The sequence below is a fragment of the Candidatus Benthicola sp. genome (assembly GCF_058719085.1).
Genome location: NZ_JBZQEK010000136.1, coordinates 1 through 19535, shown reverse-complemented (window position 1 = coordinate 19535; position 19535 = coordinate 1). Strand labels below are relative to the sequence as shown.

Genomic DNA, 19535 nt, shown 5'->3' with positions numbered 1-19535 from the left:
GTCCGATCGGCCGCTCGCCGGCCGTTCCGTCTCAGTCGCCGAAGCCCCTCAGCACGTCTTCCAAAGTCGGGGAGCCGATCTCCTGCAGCTCGTAGCGCACCCGGACGCTCGGCTTGTCGATCTTGATCAGGCGGCGCAGGTCGATCGGTGTGCCGATCACCACGAGATCCGCCGGGGTGTCCGCGATCGTCTGCTGCAGTTCGGCCGTCTGCTCCGCCCCGTAGCCCATGGCGGGCAGGACGCTTCCGGTCGTCGGGTACTTGGCGTACGTGTCGGCGATCGTGCCGGCAGCCCACGGGCGCGGATCGAGGATCTCACCGGCTCCGTAGCGACGCGCGGCCACCCACCCGGCGCCGTACGCCATCTCTCCGTGGGTCAAGGTGGGGCCGTCTTCCACCACGAGCACCGTACGGCCGCGGATCTGGTCGGCGCCGTCCACGAACAGCGGGCTGGCCGCATCGATCATCGTCGCGTCGGGATTCAGGGCCCGGGCTACGGCACGGGCCTCTTCGACCTGCTCGAGGCTCGCCGTGTCGACCTTGTTCACCACGATCACATCGGCCATGCGCACGTTGGCCTCGCCCGGGTGGTACCGGGCCGCGTGGTCCGGACGGTGTGGATCCACGACGGTGATGTAGAGGTCGGCTTCGTAGAAGGAGAGGTCGTTGTTGCCGCCGTCCCAGATGACCACGTCGGCTTCCTTCTCGGCCTCGCGGAGGATCGCCTCGTAGTCCACGCCCGCATATACGATCCGGCCGGCATCCAGGTGCGGCTCGTACTCCTCCCGCTCCTCGATCGTCACGTCGTGCTTCGCGAGGTCGTCGTAGGTGGCGAAGCGCTGCACGGCCTGTGCGGCGAGGTCTCCGTACGGCATCGGGTGCCGGACCACTACCACCTTCTTGCCCCGGCCCGTCAGAATCTCGGCCACGCGCCGGCTCGTCTGGCTCTTTCCGGAACCGGTCCGGGCGGCGCACACGGCCACCACGGGCTTCGAGGACTTCAGCATGGTGCGCGTGGCGCCGAGTAGCAGGTAGTCGGCGCCCGCCGCGATCGCCCGCGACCCCAGGTGCATGACGTGCTCGTGGGTGACGTCGCTGTAGCCGAACACGACCACGTCCACGTTCAGATCGCGGATGAGGCGCTCGAGCTCTTCCTCGGCCTCGATCGGGATGCCGCTCGGGTACCGCGGACCGGCCAGCTCCGCCGGGTAGGTCCGTCCTTCGATGTCGGGAATCTGGGTCGCGGTGAACGCAACGACGTCGTAGTCGTCGTTGTCCCTGAAGCAGGTGTTGAAATTATGAAAATCCCGGCCGGCGGCGCCGAGAATCAGAGCGCGCTGCGCCATTCGAACCTCCTGGGAGACTCATTCGCTCAGAATGTCGAGGTCGGTTCGGCGGAGCTTCTCGCCGAGACCCCGTGCGAGGTTTCGATACAGTACGACACCTATGCCCGGCCGCAAGCGAACGAGGTTCTCGAGGTCCTGTTTGGTGAGCACGCCGGCCTCGACCGGCGTCAGTGCCCGGGCGGTCGCGGCGTGCCGGCTGCCGGTGAGCACCGAGATTTCGCCCAGGCACTCACCCGCACGCACGCGGCCGATCGGGTCGGTGCGCCCTTCGAGGTGCACGGCCACGTCGCCGTCCAGGACGAAGTACATTTCCTCGCACGGCTCGCCCTGGCGGAAGATCTCGCTTCCCTGGGGAAACTCCCGGTGGCGGCAGGCGCCGGCGAGTCGGGTCATCTGCTCTTCCTCCAGCCCCTCGAAGAGACCCACCCGGTCGACCACGGCCGCCACCCGCGGCAGCACCTCCCGCCTGCGAAACGCCGACAGCACCAGCTCCGCCATGTCGCTGACCGGGGGAATGAGCATCATCGAGCCGAGGTCGAGCGGGATGAGCAGCTTGGCGAACTTGACCAGATCGAGCCGCTCCACGTCCATGAAGGCCAGCGCCGGGGCATAGGCCACGGGAACGAAGCCCAGCTGAAGGGCCGTTCTCTGCATTCGCGGGGCGTGGGCGCTCACGTCCAGCTCGAGATAGGAGATGTCCCATTCGTCCCGGGCCCTCTGCTCCAGCTCGGTGAGGAGGAACCGGATCACGTCGTCACGGAGGGAGATGAGCTCGAACACCCGCACCACCCGATCCAGCCGTTCGAGGGTGAATCCGACCGCCCCCACGATGTGGCCGCCTTCCCGGGCCACGAGGTACTTCGAGTGGTGCGAGATGAGCTTGAAGTAGCCGTACTGCAGTCGCATCGGACCGAACACCTCGCGGCTCCGCACCCGGCCGCGCTCGATCCGCATCAGCCTGGAGTACCCCTCCGTGGTCAGCTCGCTGACGCTGAAATCGTGACCGAACGGATACGGTGTGGATTCTTCATCTACGATCACGTCCACCGGCATCCGGCACGCCTCGAGGGCGGTCGCTCCCAGGCGGTAGAGCTCGGGCACCACGCGCGGGTTGTTCCGCCGCAGCTCCCGGCCGCGGCCGAACAGCTGCATCATGAAGGCCATGTTCTCCCGCTGTGAGCCGAACATGTACTTCAGCGGCAGGAAGCCGACGGTCGCGAAGCCCTGTTTGAGCGCAATGGCCTGGGTGAACGGGTGCGTGACGCGTGCCTCGATGACGCCGACGTGGAGTCGGTCCTTCACCGTGATCAACCGCTGCTCGAGCAGCCGGGTGCCGATGCCGCGCCGACGGTAGTCGGGGTGCACGGCGAGCCGCCCGAACTCGCCGACCAGGTCCGTGTAGGCGCCGACTTCCAGGATCACGGAGGCCGTGCCTACGATGCGGTCGGCCTCCGTGTCCTCCGCCACGAGCATGAGCGTCTCGTCGGAGAAGATCAGCTTCTTGATCTCGTATTCTTCGTAGTACTGCGGGTAGGCGTAGTCCTCACCGTAGGTCGCCAGGTAGATGTCGATGATCCCCTGGACGTCCGCATCCCTCGCCTCGCGGATGGTGATCACGGCTCACCCCCCGGGGATCGCTGCCCGACGTCCCGCCCCGCCCGGGGCGAGCGCCCGGCCGGCTTCGCGGGCCACGGCCGCGAGCCACGCGGCCCCCGGCGCCAGCACGCCCTCATCCAACCGAAACCGGCTGGAGTGCGCCGGATGCACCTCTCCCTCCGGCGGTCGAATGCCGAACCGCACGTAGCAGCCGGGAATCTGCTCCAGATAGATGGCGAAGTCCTCTCCGCCCATGTTGGCTCCGCGCATGGCGTGCCGAACACATCCCGGCTCCAGCACGGCACGGCCCGCCGCTCGAGCCACCCCGAGCATGGGCGGACGGTTCACCAGCGGCGGCGTTCCCTGCGACAGCTCGAAGGTGATCTGTGCCTGGTGCAGCTGGCCTACGGAGGCACACACCCGCTCCAGGGAGCGCACCACCTGGTCCCGGACGGACGGCTCGTGCGCTCGTATGGTGCCCTCGAGGATGGCCGTTCCGGCGATGACGTTGGAAGCGCCGCCCGCCTCGAACCGGCCGATCGACAGCACGGACGGATTCGCGGGATCGATCTCCCGCGAGACGATGGTTTGCACCGCCATCACGATGAGACTGCCCACGACCACCGCGTCCACCGTCTCGTGAGGCCGCGCCGCGTGACCCTGTCGGCCTCGAATCGAGATCCGGAACGCGTCGGACGAGGCGTTCACGACGCCTTCCACGATGCCCAGGATGCCGGTCGGCAGGCGGGAATCGACATGACCGCCGAACACCGCCGCTGCTTCGTCCAGGGCCCCGGCCTCCACGAGGGCCCGCGCTCCCTCGCCGACCTCCTCGGCCGGCTGGAACAGGAGCCGTACGGGAAGAGGGGGTGGCTCGGGCTCCGACAGAAGCAGCTCCGCTGCGCCCACCAGCATCGCGGCGTGCGCATCGTGTCCACAGGCGTGCATGACGCCGTCCACGCACGAGGCGAACTCGAGCCCGGTCTCTTCGTGAATCGGGAGGGCATCGATGTCGGCCCTGAGAGCGATCCGAGGCCCGTCCACGGCGCCCGGCAGCTCCGCGACGAGCCCCGTTTCGAGGGGTCGGGACCAGGCGATGTGGAGGCGGTCGAGCTCGAGGGCGAGTCGCTCCGTCGTGCGGTGCTCGTTCCAGCTCAGCTCGGGGTAGCGGTGCAGCTCGCGCCGCAGGACCACCATCCGCTCGATCAGGGACGGGGCAGGAGCGTTCATGTTCGAACCTTCCCGGCGAGGGTCGCATCCCGGTCGCCGGGAGCCGACCGATCACCAGCATAAGAATAGCATGCTCGAGCGCGAACCGCTGGCGCGGCGCCGCCCGGGGAGGGTCCCGAAGGGTGTCAGGCCTGGCTGAACCGATCGAGGAAGGCGCGCTCGCGCTCGGTGAGAGACGAGACGCCCTCGGTGCGGAGCTTGCTCATGATCTCGTCATACGCTTCGCGGTTGACCGGATGCAGCGACTCGCGATCGATGGCCGCCCAGCGCTGCGCGGCGTCGCGATCCTGCAGCCAGCCTCGCCGCTGGGAGCCCTCGGCCTTGCGCTTGAACCGAGCGGCCGGTGACCGGACGTCTCTCCACTTCATGTAGATCCAGGCCCCGAGAAAGCCGCCCAGGTGTGCGTGATGGGCGATCTGCTGGGGCGTGCCCGCCACCTCCATGGCGATGCCGCCCACCGCGATCAGCGTGGCCAGAAACACCATCGTCCGGATCCGGATGGGGATGGGGATCGGGATGATGAGGATCCGCTCGTCGGGCCAGTAGTGTGCGAAGGCCAGGAGCACCCCGTAGAGGGCCCCCGAGGCCCCGACGACCGCCGTCATGGGAGAGAACGACGGAATCAGGTACGGGACGACGACCGACACGAGCCCCGCGACGACCCCGCTGAAGAAGTAGAGCTGAAGGAACGCCCGGCTGCCGAGTCGGCTCTCGAGGCGCGGTCCGAAGAAGTAGAGCACGAGCATGTTGAACGCGAGGTGCCAGAGGCCGCCGTGGAGGAACATGTAGGTGACGAGCGTCCACGGCCGGCTCAGCGCCCAGTCGGGGACGAGCGCGAACATCGTGTACAACGAGGGCATGACCCTCGAGAGGAAGTAGATCGCAACGTTCGCGGCCAGAAGCCGGCCTACCCAGGGAGTCATGCAGGCAACGGTACCCGACCCGCGTGCACGACGCCAGTAGCGTTCCGGGCGGCGGGACGCGCGCCATCCATTCGGTCGGCTAGATCGGAATCCAGTAGCTGGCCTTGATGGCGATGTAGCTCCGCCCGGGCTCGCCCAGACTTCTCCAGGCGTCGCCGGGGTACACCGGGTCCGGTCCGGTGACCGGGACCTCGGAGCCGTTGTCGACCTGCCAGACCAGGAAGAGGGTCGAGCCGGGCTTCCACTCCCAGCGGAGCACCACGTTGCTGCGGAAGGACAGCGCCTCGAAGTCGTCCCTCTCGAAGGTGAAGGAGTCGTCGCCGTCGGTCACGGTGATCTCGCGCGGCGCCGGTCCGGTACTCTCGGTGATCGTGGTGCCCTCGGTACCGTACACCCGGAGGTCGCGGCTTCGGGCGGCCCGCAATTCTCCGTAGTCGTAGAACTCGCCGCTGGCCGCGAAGGGTTCGGCGTACAGCTCGAGGCTGAGGTCCGGGGTGAAGGCATAGTTGACCCGGAAGCGGGCCGAGATCTCGCTGTAGTCCAGATACGCGAACACGTACCGTGAACCGTACGTGGCGTCGCTGCCGCCGTCGAAACGCCCCACGTACTGCCGGGGCTCGACCTCCCTTTCGTACTCGGGTCTCACGCTGATCTGCCAGGCCCCTCCGGGGCGAAGCTCCAGGTTGCCATCGAAACGGGCGGACCAACCTCCGAGCTCGTCCCGGTAGTAGCGACCGTCGAGGCTGAAGGTGGTCAGCTTCCGTCGATCGGACCGCATTCCGAGGTTCCCACCCCAGGCTGCAGCCGTACCCATCGAAGGTCCGCCCCGCGTGAGGATGTCGCTCTGGGCGCGCGGCTGGTACGAGACCTCGCCGTCGAAGCTCCAGAAACTGAGCAACGTCACGTCGCCCCTCAGCTCGAAGTCGCTCGGCTGGCGGACCCACCCGTAGTTCCACGTTCCACCGCCCTCGAGCCGGACGGAATAGCTGCGAAACGTCTTTCCGGGAACGGTCTCCCGGTACCGGATGGAGCCATTGGCCTGGATTCGATCGGCCTTGCGGAGCTGGCCGGCATCGTTGATGTCGAGCCCGGGCGAATAGAGCTCGCCGCCGATCTCCCACAGCCAGTGCCGGGCCGTGGTGCGCTCGAACTCGACCTCGGCCGCGTAGCCCGAAAGAGAAGTCCGGGTCGTGTCGTAGGTGATGTAGTCGGCGTCCGGTCGCTGGAAGAAGTGCGTACTGGAACGCTGGACTCTGTCGATGGCACCGGTGGCGCCGGAGATATGGCTGCCGCCGACGAGGCCCCTCAGCTCGTAGGTGCCGCCCTGGATCCGGAGGTTCCAGTCCACCAGCCCGCCGTAGGCCTCCCGGTTCAGACGGGCGGCCAGGTCGTCGGTGTCGCTGAGGTCGCGCCGCACGCCCGTGAAAGCTGCCCCCACGGTCGAGCCCTCGATCCCGAATTCCTGGTTCACGCTCGCCACCAGCCAGCCGGCGGCCGGCTCGACGCGTGTCTCGCCGAACGCGTTGGTGGCGCTGTCCCAGGTCGCGGCGCTCTCCTCGGAAGTGACCGCGGCGAGCGCCCCGACCGAGAGCCCGCCCGGCGTGCGTCCGGTCAGCTTCGCCGCCCCGAGGATGGTCGTGTTCGGAGGCACGTCCGCGTAGTCCGCCGCAGGCCGGCCGCGCGGCGGAGCCCCGATGCGGCGGGAATAGAAGAGCCCCTCCGACTCGAGCAGCTCCTTACCCTCCACGAAGAACGGGCGGCGCTCCTCGAAGAAGATGGGGAAGGCCGAGAGATTGACCGCCGCCGGGTCGGCCTCGACCTGGCCGAAATCCGGGTTGAAGGTGGCGTCGAGCGTCAGGCTGGGTCCCACGCCCATCTTGAGATCCGCTCCGAACCGGGCGTCCACCTCCTGCTCGCTGCGAAACGGATCGTTCGGGTCCACCAGCGAGGGGCTCGTCAGGGTGGCGGCCGTGGCCGCGTACGGGGTCAGCTCGACGGGCCGCCGTGTCTCGATGCCCTGAAGACCGACGAGGTCACCGAACCACGAGGCCCATCCGGACGCGTTCCTCGGGACGGCGATCCAGTAGGAATCCTCCCCCTTCTGTGGGATGTATCGATTAATGTTGAGGCCGAAGGCGTTGTCCGGGCGCCGATTGTAGCGGATCTGCGAGAACGGGATCTCCATCTCCGCCGTCCAGCCGGTCGAGTCGATGACCGCCTCCGCCCGCCACACGGGGTTGAAGCTGTAATCCCGGTCCCCGTAGTCCTCGTCGTCCCGTCCCGAGTACCAGTCGAGCCTCGTGCCGGCTGCGGTGACCGCGAATCCGTAGTTGGAACGTCGGTTCTGGTAGCTGTCGATGAGGACGATGATGCGTTCCGAGTCACCTCCCTCGTCCCTGCGGGAGAGAATCGCCCGGATCCGTCCGGGGTCGGCCCGCATGCGCGCAGCCACGTACAGGGCCCGATCCGTGTAGGCGAACGCGACTTCCGTGAGCTCGGAGGCCGGCCTTCCCTCGTCCGGCTCCCGCTGCGTGAAGTCGGACGTGAATCGGGCCCGACCCCATATGCCATCGTCCAGCCGGCCGTCGACATGGACGTCTTCGCCCGGGTCGACCCGCGTGGCCTCGAGCGTCTTGCTCACGCAACCCGGCTCGGTGCGGCGGCACGGCGGCCAGCCGGGAACGGTGTCCCGGCTCTCGACCCGGGGGGATTCCTGGGGGACGAAGGTGGCCCTTGCCGATCCGGGGAGCGACAACATCCCCGCGAGCAGCCAGACGGTCGCGGCCAGCGCTCTGAAGCAAACGGATGAGATCTCGATCACGTGCCCTCGGCGGCTTCGCCCTGCCGCTCGGTTACACGAAAGCCACCCGCCATCCGGTCAAGTCCGGAGCCGGCCGGCTACCTCGATGGTCGTTGGAAAGGACACGCGAGGAGGGCGTAACGTTCAGTCGCCGGGCCCGGCTCCCGTCCCGGTCTCGCGGAGCGTCTCCAGGCGCTCCGGCGCATCGCCGAGATAGAGAAGACCCTCGATCCCCGGGCCCGTCTGCTGCAGCAGCCGCTCATAGGTTTCCCGGGCTCGATCCGCCTGCCCGAGCGCCTCGTAAGCCCGACCCTGAAGGTACAGGGCCGCCTGCAGCTGGAACGGGTCCATCCGGTTGGTGTCCACGGCGCGCCGTTCCATGTTCTTCGCCAGCTCGAGCGCCTCTTCCGCCCTCCCTACCTGGATGAGCGCCATCACCTCCAGCCCGACTCCGGCGATCAGCGCCGGTCGGGGCGCGGGGGCGAGATCCCGGGTCTCGTCGAACAGCTGCACGGCCGCGCCCGGATCCTCCTGGAACCAGGCGATGTGGGCGTCCGCCAGCCGGCCCACCAGCTCGGCCCGGTCCCGAATGATCGCGGGGGCGCGGGCGAAACGGGCGGCTGCGGTGTCGCGGACCTCCATCATCCCGTCGATGCGTCCCTCCGCGCCGGCGACCATGATGAGGCCGAAGAGAACGCCCCCGTTCAGCGGGTCCCGCACGTCGACGGCCCGGTACGCGGCTCCCGCTCGCTCGAACTGCCGGGTGAAGAGGTCGAGCTCGGCCGCCTCGAGGGTGGTCGGGATCCAGAGGTCCTCGCGGCCGAGGTTGATGGCCCGATCCGCGGCGCGCTGAAAGGCGTCGCGGGCTTCCCCGTACCGACCCTCAGCGGCGTACGTGTCGGCTTCCAGCTGGCGCACGAGTACGGCGATGTCGGCGTTCGGACTTTCCATATAAGGGCGGAGCGCTTCGCGGGCTCCTTCGCTGTCGCCGTCCCGGAGATATGAGCGCACCAGATGCTCGTAGGCGGGAACGAAGGACGGTTCGATGCTCAGCGCCGCCCGGAACTCCTCTCGCGCTTCCCGGTCACGTCCGATCATCTCCAGGATCTCGCCGCGGCTGTCGTGCGGGTTCGCCTGTCCGCTCTCCAGCTCCAGGTAGCGTCGGCTGAGGGTATCGGCGGCGATGGAATCGCCCGAGCGGCCTGCGATGTAGGCCAGATGATTGATCGCGGGTCCGAAGAACGGGTCGAGGGTGATGGCCTCACGGAGCACTTCCCGGGCCTCACCGGTCTGGCCCTGGCCGTCCAGAAACACTCCGAGCTGGTACCGGGCATCCTTTTCTTCCGGGTATCGTACGATCAGCTCACGGAGCAACCGTTCGGCTTCCTCCAGGTTTCCCTGAAGGTTGGCGGCGAAGAGGGCCTCGATCATGTAGCGGTCGCGCTCGGTCGCGTTGGCCTTGAACCGGTCGGCGTTGCTGAAGGCGAGAAGCGCCTCCTGGCCGGTGTTGGCCTGCATGCCGAGGCGCAGCCAGGCGATGGCGAACGTCGAGTCGAGCTGCACCGCTCGCAGGTAGCCATCCCGCGCCTGCTCGTTGAGGAAGCGCCTCTCGGCGAGGAGCCCCTCCTGGTAAGCGCGGAAGGCTTCCAGGTTGCGAGCCGCCGGCGTGAGCTCGGTCGGTGTGAACGACTCGCCGAGGAGCCGCCTCGACAGCCGGCCAGACACATCGTCCACGAGCGCGAACACGTCCGTTCCGCGAGCCGTCTCGGCCGCCGTGACCGTGCCGTCGGCGAGGTCGATGAGCTGGATGTTCAGGCGCATCTCGTCACCGACCGCGATGAACGATCCGCGTACCAGCGAGCGGGCGCCGGACCGCGCGGCGATCTGGAGAGCCTGGTCCTCGGGAATCACGTCCGTCTCGCTCCGTCCGGCCTGCCGCATGAGGTCGAGCAGACGCTGGGCGCTCACCACGCGCAGGTCGCCGAACTGGGCGAGGTTGGTCGTGAGCATGTCCGCGAGGCCCGGGCCCAGCCAGTCGAGGCTGTCGGCCCCGCTGTTGTTGGCGAGCGGAAGCACAGCGAGCGATCCCTCTCCGAGGTCCTCCGTCAACGCCCCAGCGGGCGCGAGCTGGGGGGATCGTGCCTCGGGCCGATCGCGCGTGAGTATGACGCCCGAGCCGATCAGGCCGATGACCACGAGGACGCCGACCGCGGCGGCCTCCGATCGGGGAACCGATCGCCGGGCGCCGGAGCCGTGGTGCCACGACACGATCAGCGCGATCAGGAAGCCGAGCACGATCAGGAGGAGGCTGGCGTCGAGGATCGCCCGATCGAAGCCGTAGTTCTCCACCACGAACCCGATGAACTCGAGCGCCACCCAGCCGGCGCCGAGATAGAGGACGGCCGTGCGCAGCACGTGCCGCTCCTGGAGTTCCTGGAGCAGCGTTCTTCCTTCGTCGCTCATGTGCCGGCGTCCTCCTCGAGGCGTTCCGAATCCCGCAAGCTAGAGTACGTGAAACGGCGCGGCCAGTTTCGAACCGGCCCGAGCGGGGCAGGCGATGCGAGAGCGCCGCCCGGGGCGGTGGCCCGGACGGCGCCTGGTCCTGCCTCGTGGCGAGCGGGGCCCGGACAGCAGGGCGCCGGCCCTTCCAGGCCGGAGCGTCTGCGGCCCCCCCGCGCTCAGCACCAGCGGACGCGCACCCGGTAGGTGATCGTCTCCTCTCCCCGTGCCGGGATCTTCACCGTGAACTTGAAGGTGTGAGCGTCCAGCTTCGTGGCGGCGTGAGACGAGGTGAGAATCTCCCAGTCGGCTCCCACCGGCTCGAACACCTCGACTTCCACCTCCTCGTCCTTGTGATTCCGGAGGTGGACCTCCCACTCGCTCTCGGTGACGCACTCGCCGATGATGTCGAAATCCATCTGCCGGCGGTCTCCGACCACGTCGAACGCCTCGCCCATCTTGATGCGGACCTTCTCATCCCGGGGCGTGTGGTCGATCCGGTCTTCGCCGATGAACTGCTGCGCCCCGGACGCATCGCTCTTGTAGACGCGAACGATGCCCGCCGGCAGGGGCATGCCGAGTCCGTTCTTCTCGCTGTTCTCGAAGTCGAGGAAGACACCGACCTTCTGGTTCGACTCCACCTGGCCGTACGAGCCCCGGAAGTAGTACGCCGCCCCGTAGAAGATGAGGCGCTTCCGGATTCCGAAATCGGCCGCCTCGAGGAGGGTGACCTGCTTCTGCTCGTTGTGGAGCACGGTGGCCGGACGGTTGAGGGTGTACAGGTGGTACTCGAAGAAAGCCTCCTCCGCGAACGCCTGGTCCATGGCCATCTCGGCGACCGGCGCCCTGGCGGCGGCCCGCGCGTAGGCCTTGCCCTCCGACACCCGCTGGACATCGCCGGCCACGAGCTTGAGCTGCGCGTTCTCGTAGCTCGCTCCGCTCTGGTTGGTGAGCGTCACCCAGCCCGTGATGTCGCCCCGCGCGTCATCCTCGCTCACCACCATCACGTAGTCGGCCTTCCAGTTCAGGTTGTGCGTCAGGTACGAGGTTTCGACCCGGGGCCGCTCCGATTCGCTGTCGAGCTTCCACAGCAGGGTGGGGCGGCTGATCAGGTTGTCCGGGACCTCCGGAAAGGCGAGCCGGCCCGGGTAGTTGAAGGTGATCTCGTCCCCGATCTTGAGGATCGTCCCCTGGTTCACGGACAGGACCTCGGCCTCGACCACCTCGTCCCGTCCCAGGACCTCGTTCCAGCGGTATACCTTCACCGTTCGGCCCACGTACTTCTCGAGCAGCTTCTGCGGGCTGAGCAGGTCGTACTGGTAATTCTGCTCCAGGACGGTCAGCCGCCCCCCGCCGAGGGCCCGCAGGTGAACGGTTTCCGGCTGGATGCTGGAGGCCACGTCTCCGAACTCGAGCGACACGCGCCCGCGGGCGAGCTCCAGGTCGCGGACTTCGCGTACGAGGCCGAAGTTCTGGTTGTACACGGTGATCATCACGGCGTCGCGGTCCGCCGCCGTGGAACGGAACCTGGGCGCCTCCTGGGCCCCGGCCGCCTCGGGATGAGGCACGGCCGCCGCGGCCACGTAGAAGAGGGCCACCACGAGTCCTGCAGCGATCTTTCTGATCATGTCCGTATCCTCCGAGAGTGTGTTCGCGCCTTCACTCACGGATGACGCTCAAGATCCCGATCCTTGCACATTTCTCTTCCGACCGGGAGGCTCGAGCACGGCCAGCGCCTGAAGGTTCCTCGTCGCCCGCGTGAGCAGGAGGATGAGCATGCCCGCCACGCCGAGCAGTCCGAGCACGTCGTAGGGGGTGAACGGGACACCGCCGATCCGGAACCGCATGGGGCCGAGGATCGCCGCCCCCGTGTTCAAGGCGATGAGCAGCACGCGCGCTTCCGTGGGGCCGACGATCCCGTGGCCCAGCTTGAACTCACCGAAGACGTGCGTCTCCAGATACACGTTCACCGAGAGCAGCAGGTAGGCGATGCTGATGGCCAGTCCAACCGAAAGCAGCATGTAGGGCGAGAACCCGAGCCCGAGCCCGATGGCGAGCGTCGAATAGGCATCCGTCAGGTGATCGAGGTAGAACCCGTAGCGCGGCCGCTCGATCCTCCGGTACCGGGCCAGCGTGCCGTCCAGGCTGTCCCCGTACCACTGGACGACCAGGAGCGCGCTGGCGGCCCACAGCCACGCCGGATCCCGGTTCGTGAGCATGTAGGAGACCGCGATGCCGGTCGACGCGAGCAGCCCGAGCGCCGTCAGATGGTCCGGCATCACGCGATCCGGAAGCGCCGCGGCCAGGCGAGGCAGCGCCCAGGCCTCGAAACGGGCCAGGGCGAATCCGTACAGGCGCCGGTGCTGGCCCTGCGCGTCCGGACGGGGAGCGATCGGCCGGTCGTCCGGCGGTGCGCTCATTTCGAGGTCTCGCGGTCCAGCACGTAGACGTTCCGCTGTGCCGTCGGCAGGAGGATCATGTCGAACACGTTCACGTGCGGCGGCCGGGTGACGACGAAGTGGACGCAGTCCGCCACGTCTTCCGCGGTCAGGGGGTCGAACCCGCGATAGACGTTCTCCGCTCGCTCGTCGTCCCCGTGGAAGCGCACCCTCGAGAACTCCGTGTGCACGAAACCCGGGTCGACGCTGGACACCCGGATTTCCGTGCCGGCGACGTCCAGGTTGATCCCCTCGGTGAGCGCCTTCACGGCGAACTTGGAGGCGTTGTACACGTTGCCCTTCGGGTACACCTGGTGGCCGGCGGTGGACCCGATATTGACCACGTGGCCGGTTCCACGCTCGACCATGTGAGGAAGCAGCTCACGGGTGACGTGGAGGAGGCCCTTTACGTTCGTGTCGATCATCCGGTCCCAGTCGTCGTAGTCCCCCTCGTGGATCGGATCGAAGCCGCTGGCCAGCCCGGCGTTGTTGAGCAGGATGTCGGGCACCCGCCCCCGATCGACCAGGGCGGCGGCTTCGCGAACGACCGTGTCCCGGTCCCGGACGTCCACCACCTCGAATTCCACCCTCGCGCCGTGCCGATCCGACAGGTCCGCGGCCAGTGCCTGGAGCCGCTCGCGCCGCCGGGCCCAGAGGATGAGGTCCGCTCCGTCGACCGCGAAACGACGGGCACAGGCCTCGCCGATCCCGGCGCTCGCGCCCGTCACGAGAATGGTCCGTCCGTTCAGCTGGGTCATGATGCACCTGCGAGGTTCAGTAGCTGCAGCTGCGCCAGAAGGCGAGGGCCGCGAAGAGCAGCAGGATGGCGACGGCGAAGACGACCGGTCGATTCTGCATGAGCCGGACCTCCTGGGGTCGGGTGAGGTCGCTCGAGTGACCCGGTCAAGGTGCGGGGAACGGACGGGAATGGAAAGGTGGCCCTTGGGGAAAGACCTTCGTGAGACGCTTTGTCGCAGATCGGGCCGGTCCGCGTCCATCCGGCGGGCGGATCCCGGCAGGATGCCCGGTATCCGGTCGTTCGTTCCGGCGCGATCCTTGCCCTTCATCGAGGATTGACCCCGGCCTCCGGACCCTCCAACCTGTGCGCCCCGGCCGGCCGCACGACCCGGAAGCCGGCTTCACGACATCGATGATTCACAGCGCAGAGGGAGTTCCATGCCTACACGCCGCCGATCCTGGGCCGAGCCCTGGAAAGTGAAGATGGTGGAGCCCATCAAGATGACGACCCGAGAGTTCCGATCGCAGGCGCTCGAGGACGCCGGATACAACACCTTTCTCCTGCGGAGCGAGGACGTCTACATCGACCTCCTCACGGATTCGGGCACCAGCGCGATGAGCGACCGGCAGTGGGCCGGCATGATGCTCGGGGACGAGGCCTACGCGGGGAGCCGGAATTTCTACAAGCTGGAAGAGACCGTGCGCGACGTGTACGGCTACCAGCACCTCATCCCGACGCACCAGGGGCGGGCCGCCGAGCACATGATCAGCCAGATCCTGATCAACGAAGGCGACGTCGTGCCCGGCAACATGTACTTCACCACCACGCGGCTGCACCAGGAGCTCGCCGGGGGGCGCTTCATCGACGTGATCATCGACGAGGCGCACGATCCGCAGTCGCAGCACCCGTTCAAGGGAAACGTGGATCTCGAGAAGTTCCGGGCCGTGATCGACGAGCACGGAGCCGACCGTATTCCCTACATCTGCATCGCCACCTCGGTGAACATGTGCGGAGGCCAGCCGATCTCGCTCGGCAACCTGCGGGAGGTCTCCGAGCTCGCGCACCGCAACGGGATCCTGGTCGTGCATGACATGACCCGGGTGGCCGAAAACGCGCTGCTCATCCACGAGCGCGAGGAGGGTTACGCCGACGCGTCGATCCCGGACATCGTCCGGCAGATCTGCGACCTGACGGACGTCGCGACGATGAGCTCGAAGAAGGACCACCTGGTCAACATCGGCGGATTCCTGGCCGTCAACGATCCCGAAATCGCCGACAAGGCCAGGAACATGGTCGTCATCTACGAGGGACTGCACACCTACGGTGGGATGTCGGGCCGGGACATGGAGGCGCTGGCGATCGGCATCCGGGAGAGCATCGAGTTCGACCACATCCACGCCCGCGTCGGACAGGTTCACTACCTGGGACACAAGATCGCGGATGCGGGGGTCCCCATCGTCGAGCCGATCGGAACGCACGGGGTGTTTCTGGACGCGAAGCGCTTTCTTCCGCACCTGGACCAGGACCTGTTCCCGGCCCAGGCCCTGGCCGCCGAGATCTATCGCGACTCGGGGGTCCGCTCGATGGAGAGAGGCAACGTCTCGGCCGGTCGGGACCGGGAAACGGGTCGGAACCGGAGACCGAACCTCGAGCTGGTCCGTCTGACGATCCCGCGTCGCGTATACACGCAGGCGCACATGGACGTGGTGGCGGAGTCGGTGACCGAAGTGTGGGACCAGCGGGATTCCATACGGGGGCTGGAGTTCACGTACGAGCCACAATACCTGCGGTTCTTCCAGGCCCGATTCCGGCCGGTGGACTGAAGATCCGCGACCGGGGGCCGGCTGACCCCCGGCCCGCGCGTCAGGGCTTCACGAGCTCCCAGAGCTGGATGTGCTCCACGTCCAGCTCGTCGCCGAATCGGCCGAGCACGTAGTCGTCTCCGATCTCGAGCGGGCGGAACCGGTCGGGAAACCGGACCTCGCCGAGCCACGTGCCCTCCGGGGTGAAGACCGACCACGTTCGCTCCGGCGCCCCCGGGACCTCGAACGACTGGGCCCACAGGTTGCCCTCCCGATCCACGAGCAGCGACTCGAACGCGGGCAGGGTCTCGGGAACGGGGGTGTTCTCCCACCGGCGACGAGCCGCCCGTCGGTCGTTGTCGTCCTCGGCGTCTTCGACTTCCTCCGCAAGCGCCCGCTCGATGAGAGCATCGTCCACCATCACCGGGTCGAAGGCGCGGCGGACGATCTGCTCGAGCTCTCCGTCGAAGCCGTAGCGGCGAATCTCGAATCGATCCGTGTCCCCGATCCACACCCCCGACGGACCACCCGCCACCTCCGTGGACCGCCCGAACGGGGTGCTTCCGATGGTGATCGTGAAGCCACCGTCGGTCTGGCCCGACTGGAGCACGACGGTCTCCGGACCCGGAAAGCGGCCCAGCTCCCGATCCTCGACGTCGTCCGGACTCGCGATCCAGACGGCGATCGTGTCGCGCCGGATGTCCCCTTCGCTCGGCGGGCCTTCGTTGCCGCCGAACGCGCGCCAGGTGTATACGGCGCTTCCATCCGGGAGAAGGTCCTCCACGAACGCGAAGCCCCCGTCGCCCTGACCTTCGAGAGGTCGAGAATCGATCAGCCTTCCTTCGGGAGCGAAGCGGGAGAACCTCCGCTGTCGCCAGTCGTAGGTGAGGATCGTGTCGCCCGCTCCCGCCGTCACCTGAAAGAGGCCCGTGAACTCGCCCGGACCCTCTCCCTCGCGGCCGACCGTCCACAGGTGGTCGCCGTTCGCGGCGAAGCGCCTGAGGTCGTGGCTGCCGGAGCTCCCCAGGACGAAACTTCCGTCCGACAGCCGGGCCCCGGAGCTCACCCGGAAGAACTGGGTTTCCGGCGGTCCGTCGAGTCTCCCGAGATCGAGTTCCGGGGAAGCCGCCAGACGCCACGCGGATGGCTCGTCCCACACGGGTCCCGGGCTCTCGACGATCCGGATGCCCGCGCTGTCTCTTACCGAGGCTTCGCCGCCGGGCGGTGTCGCTTCCTCTGAGCAGGCAAAAGCCAGAAGGGCCAGGAGTCCGCTGAGGAGAGTCAGAGAGCTGCGCATGGAACGACCTCCGCGAAGGGTATCGGCGACCCTCGGTCGCAGGTGATGGGCCTCACCGTCCCACCGGATCGGGTAAGAATGGCCCGAGCTCAATCGAGCGCCTCGAAGCGCGGGTTCACCGCATTGTTGAAGATCGACCCGAAGCGGTAGCTGAGACCGAAGGCGAGGTGATACCGAAAATCGGTTCCGAGCTCGCGCTGTCTGAGCAGGATCTCCTCGTCGGTGGCCTCGCCCGCCCGCAGGTTGATCTGGTCCTTGATCCGGGCGAAACGTCCGTTGATCTCGAAGTCCAGTCCCCGGAGCAGCCGGACGCCGAGGCGGCCGAAGATCTCGAACCGGTGCTTCGACGGATCGCTGAGGTACTGAAACGCCTCGAAGCCGACCGTCGCGTTCCCCCACGGCTCCTTCATCGAGAGGCCGGCGAACAGGCTCTGCGCGGGGAGGGTCTGCTCCGTCTCGCCGAAGATCGTTTCGTCCACGTAGTCCGCGTACTGAACGCCGATCGCGTACAGGAAGGTGAGCTGGCGACGGGTGGACTCCAGATAAGGCCACACGCTGAACTCGAGGGCCGGGGCGACCCAGGTCCTGAGGTCGTAGTTGGCGTACAGGGAGTGTCCGGCGTCGAGCGTACCTCCGAACGACCAGTGATCTCCCAGGCTCCACACCTGGAGAAGCGAGGCCCCGTAGTTCCGTCGAAGACCGGTGGCCGTGGTGCCGTCGGTGAGCTCGTACGAGCTCTCCGAGTACCATCCGTAGCCGTACAGCTCGGTCTTGACCGCCTCGGTGGTCCGGTTCGCGGACGCCGAGAGCGAGACCGCGTACTCGCTGGTCTGTTGCTCCCCGTCGACCGCGCCGCTCGCCCGCAGGCGGAAGATCCACGAATTCCACGGGTCGTCCGTGGGTCCGAGGACCAGGCCCTCTTCCTCCGGCTTCATCCAGGTCACCTGCATCTGGCCGGCCATGGCCGTCTGGCCGACGAACGACATCAGGCCGACGGCGATGGTCCGGGTGAGCTCCTCGCGGACCTCGGAGTCGGTGTCGGTGGGGCTCGAGACTTGCAGCAGCGTATCTCCGACAGCGGCCATGTCGCGACGGCCCATGAAGGCCAATGTTGCCTCGCGCCCGCCCGCGCCCGTGGGTCGCGCCGTGACCAGCAGATGCACCTGCGCGTCCTGCCGGTCCCGCACCCAGTCCACGTATGGGATCTGCTGGCGGATGTAGTCGAAATCGCAGCGCGTGCGGCAGTCGAGGAAAACCCTCACCTTGCCGTTGCGTGACCGGTTCACCGGTGGCGAGTGATCCTGCGCGACGAGATTCGACGCGGAGAGAAACAGCGCCAACAGGGCCGCGGCATGTATCTTCATTCCGGCTCGGGGTGTGTCGTTTGCCTGGTCGCCAGAGGTCGGGTGGTTCGTCCGGTTGCACCGTCCACGACCCTGCAACAGGCATACCCGCCCGGACGTTGAGCCGGGGACACGCCGGGAAGGACAGAAACGGGGACAGGACCATGGAATACAGGCTCGCCATCATCGGTTTCGGTACCGTCGGCCAGGGGTTCGCCGCCATCCTCCGGGACCACGGCCCCCGGCTCGTCGAGCAGTTCGGCGCGCGGTTTCGGATCGTCGGAGTCACCGACCCGCGGCTGGGCAGCATTCACGATCCGGTGGGCTTCGAGCCCGACACCCTGCTGGAGGCGGTTCGCGAAGCCGGGGACCTCGGCGGAGTCGATGCGCCCGACCGGGGTTGGGACGGTGTCGAGATGGCGCGCCGGAGTGCGGCCGATGTCATCGTCGAGCTGAGCTACACGGACCTGGAGACGGGAGAGCCGGCTACCAGCCATGTCAGGGCGGCGCTCGAAGCGGGCAAGCACGTGGTGACCACCAACAAGGGACCGGTGGCGCTTCACTACGCCGAGCTGGCCGAGCTCGCCCGCGACAGAGGTGTCGAGATCGGGGTCGAGGGCACGGTGATGAGCGGGACGCCGGCGGTGCTCGCGGGCATGAACCTGCTTCGAGGCGCTGGAATCACTCGGGTGAAGGGGATCCTCAACGGCACCTGCAACTACATTCTCACCCGGATGGAGGAAGGCTCGGCCTACGAGGACGCCCTCCGGGAAGCGCAGGAGAACGGATACGCGGAGGCCGACCCGACGGGCGACGTGGAGGGCTTCGATGCGGCCGGAAAAGTGGTGATTCTGGCGAACCTGCTGATGGCGAAGGCCATCGGGATGGAGGACGTCGATCGGACGGGCATTTCCGGCCTTACGCCGGCCGACATCGAGGCGGCGCGGGCGGCGGGGGAGCGGTGGAAGCTGATCGGCTCCCTCGAGCCGAGCGGGGATGGGGTGATCGCGTCCGTGCGTCCGGAGCGCGTGTCCACGTCCCACCCGCTGGCCTCGGTGGGCGGGGCCACCAACGCCGTCACCTATTCCACCGAGCTGTTGGGAGACGTCACGCTGGTCGGCCCGGGCGCGGGACGGCTGGAGACCGGGTACGCGGTCCTGGTGGACCTGCTGGAGATCCACCGAACCGGGGTCTGAAAGGAATCATGTCTGAGAGGAAGAGGGTGCCATGAGCGTCATGACCGCGAGCGGCGTGGAGGAGTACGTCGCGAAGGCTCAGCAGTATATGTCGGAACGCGGCGCGCACCGTGAAAGGGTGCGCAATCTGCGGTTCGACACCATCGCCGTCCACGGAATGTACAGCGCGGAAGAGGCGTTTTCGGGAGGAAAGGGCGGCATCATCGAACCGATCTTCCCGTCCACCTCGCAGGCCTACCGGGACAGCGACGAGATGGAGGCCGCTCTCTCCTACCGCATTCCCACCTGGTGCTACTCCCGCATTCACAATCCCACCGTCTTCTACCT

13 protein-coding genes and 1 pseudogene are annotated in these 19535 nt (G+C 67.6%); 3 read left to right on the top strand and 11 right to left on the bottom strand.

Annotated elements, in window-relative coordinates:
• Positions 1-31: 31 nt before the first annotated feature.
• The 9 genes from AC36XV_RS10410 to AC36XV_RS10370 form a co-directional block, all read right to left on the bottom strand.
• Positions 32-1345 carry a cyclic 2,3-diphosphoglycerate synthase gene (locus AC36XV_RS10410; RefSeq protein WP_492203616.1) on the bottom strand — a complete coding sequence of 438 codons (1314 nt, stop codon included), beginning with the start codon at positions 1343-1345 and terminating at the stop codon, positions 32-34.
• 18 nt (positions 1346-1363) lie between these two features.
• Entirely contained in the window at positions 1364-2962 is a 1599-nt protein-coding gene (locus AC36XV_RS10405; protein ID WP_492203615.1) for a GNAT family N-acetyltransferase, read from the bottom strand.
• Positions 2963-2965: 3 nt separating this feature from the next.
• A complete protein-coding gene (locus tag AC36XV_RS10400) occupies positions 2966-4171 on the bottom strand; it encodes a M20 metallopeptidase family protein (RefSeq protein ID WP_492203614.1) in 1206 nt (401 codons plus the stop codon).
• A 125-nt stretch (positions 4172-4296) separates the two neighbouring features.
• Positions 4297-5094: a rhomboid family intramembrane serine protease gene (locus AC36XV_RS10395; RefSeq protein WP_492203613.1), complete on the bottom strand. Its 798-nt coding sequence runs from the start codon at positions 5092-5094 to the stop codon at positions 4297-4299.
• A 79-nt stretch (positions 5095-5173) separates the two neighbouring features.
• Positions 5174-7915, bottom strand: a complete 2742-nt coding sequence (locus AC36XV_RS10390) for a DUF5916 domain-containing protein (protein ID WP_492203612.1) — start codon at positions 7913-7915, stop codon at positions 5174-5176.
• Between the two features lie 123 nt (positions 7916-8038).
• Positions 8039-10357, bottom strand: a complete 2319-nt coding sequence (locus AC36XV_RS10385; protein ID WP_492203611.1) for a tetratricopeptide repeat protein — start codon at positions 10355-10357, stop codon at positions 8039-8041.
• Positions 10358-10572: 215 nt separating this feature from the next.
• On the bottom strand, positions 10573-12021 hold the full coding sequence (locus AC36XV_RS10380; protein ID WP_492203610.1) for a DUF4139 domain-containing protein: 1449 nt from the start codon (positions 12019-12021) through the stop codon (positions 10573-10575).
• A 48-nt stretch (positions 12022-12069) separates the two neighbouring features.
• Positions 12070-12813, bottom strand: coding sequence for a CDP-alcohol phosphatidyltransferase family protein (locus AC36XV_RS10375; protein ID WP_492203609.1), 744 nt, complete (start codon positions 12811-12813; stop codon positions 12070-12072).
• Entirely contained in the window at positions 12810-13589 is a 780-nt protein-coding gene (locus AC36XV_RS10370; RefSeq protein ID WP_492203608.1) for an SDR family NAD(P)-dependent oxidoreductase, read from the bottom strand. Before AC36XV_RS10370 ends, AC36XV_RS10375 begins: the two co-directional genes overlap by 4 nt.
• A gap of 418 nt (positions 13590-14007) precedes the next feature.
• On the opposite strand from AC36XV_RS10370, the gene AC36XV_RS10365 reads away from it, so the two are divergent.
• On the top strand, positions 14008-15393 hold the full coding sequence (locus AC36XV_RS10365; RefSeq protein ID WP_492203607.1) for a tyrosine phenol-lyase: 1386 nt from the start codon (positions 14008-14010) through the stop codon (positions 15391-15393).
• Positions 15394-15433: 40 nt separating this feature from the next.
• Here the strand turns inward: AC36XV_RS10365 and AC36XV_RS10360 are convergent, their stop codons facing one another.
• Both AC36XV_RS10360 and AC36XV_RS10355 read right to left on the bottom strand, forming a co-directional pair.
• Positions 15434-16669 carry an NHL repeat-containing protein gene (locus AC36XV_RS10360; RefSeq protein WP_492203606.1) on the bottom strand — a complete coding sequence of 412 codons (1236 nt, stop codon included), beginning with the start codon at positions 16667-16669 and terminating at the stop codon, positions 15434-15436.
• An 89-nt stretch (positions 16670-16758) separates the two neighbouring features.
• Complete coding sequence (locus tag AC36XV_RS10355; protein WP_492203605.1) at positions 16759-18033, bottom strand: hypothetical protein; 1275 nt, start codon at positions 18031-18033, stop codon at positions 16759-16761.
• A 143-nt stretch (positions 18034-18176) separates the two neighbouring features.
• Here AC36XV_RS10355 and AC36XV_RS10350 point away from each other — a divergent pair, with 143 nt between their 5' ends.
• Together AC36XV_RS10350 and AC36XV_RS10345 are read left to right on the top strand one after the other, a co-directional pair.
• Entirely contained in the window at positions 18177-19208 is a 1032-nt protein-coding gene (locus AC36XV_RS10350; protein WP_492203604.1) for a homoserine dehydrogenase, read from the top strand.
• A gap of 31 nt (positions 19209-19239) precedes the next feature.
• Positions 19240-19535: pseudogene (locus AC36XV_RS10345) on the top strand (trans-sulfuration enzyme family protein); the annotation flags it as partial.

Coding starts and splice junctions, on each gene's coding strand:
- AC36XV_RS10355 (WP_492203605.1), bottom strand. CDS start 18,033: ATGAAGATACATGCCGCGGCCCTGTTGGCGCTGTTTCTCTCCGCGTCG.
- AC36XV_RS10370 (WP_492203608.1), bottom strand. CDS start 13,589: ATGACCCAGCTGAACGGACGGACCATTCTCGTGACGGGCGCGAGCGCC.
- AC36XV_RS10350 (WP_492203604.1), top strand. CDS start 18,177: ATGGAATACAGGCTCGCCATCATCGGTTTCGGTACCGTCGGCCAGGGG.
- AC36XV_RS10360 (WP_492203606.1), bottom strand. CDS start 16,669: ATGCGCAGCTCTCTGACTCTCCTCAGCGGACTCCTGGCCCTTCTGGCT.
- AC36XV_RS10375 (WP_492203609.1), bottom strand. CDS start 12,813: ATGAGCGCACCGCCGGACGACCGGCCGATCGCTCCCCGTCCGGACGCG.
- AC36XV_RS10365 (WP_492203607.1), top strand. CDS start 14,008: ATGCCTACACGCCGCCGATCCTGGGCCGAGCCCTGGAAAGTGAAGATG.
- AC36XV_RS10385 (WP_492203611.1), bottom strand. CDS start 10,357: ATGAGCGACGAAGGAAGAACGCTGCTCCAGGAACTCCAGGAGCGGCAC.
- AC36XV_RS10400 (WP_492203614.1), bottom strand. CDS start 4,171: ATGAACGCTCCTGCCCCGTCCCTGATCGAGCGGATGGTGGTCCTGCGG.
- AC36XV_RS10410 (WP_492203616.1), bottom strand. CDS start 1,345: ATGGCGCAGCGCGCTCTGATTCTCGGCGCCGCCGGCCGGGATTTTCAT.
- AC36XV_RS10380 (WP_492203610.1), bottom strand. CDS start 12,021: ATGATCAGAAAGATCGCTGCAGGACTCGTGGTGGCCCTCTTCTACGTG.
- AC36XV_RS10395 (WP_492203613.1), bottom strand. CDS start 5,094: ATGACTCCCTGGGTAGGCCGGCTTCTGGCCGCGAACGTTGCGATCTAC.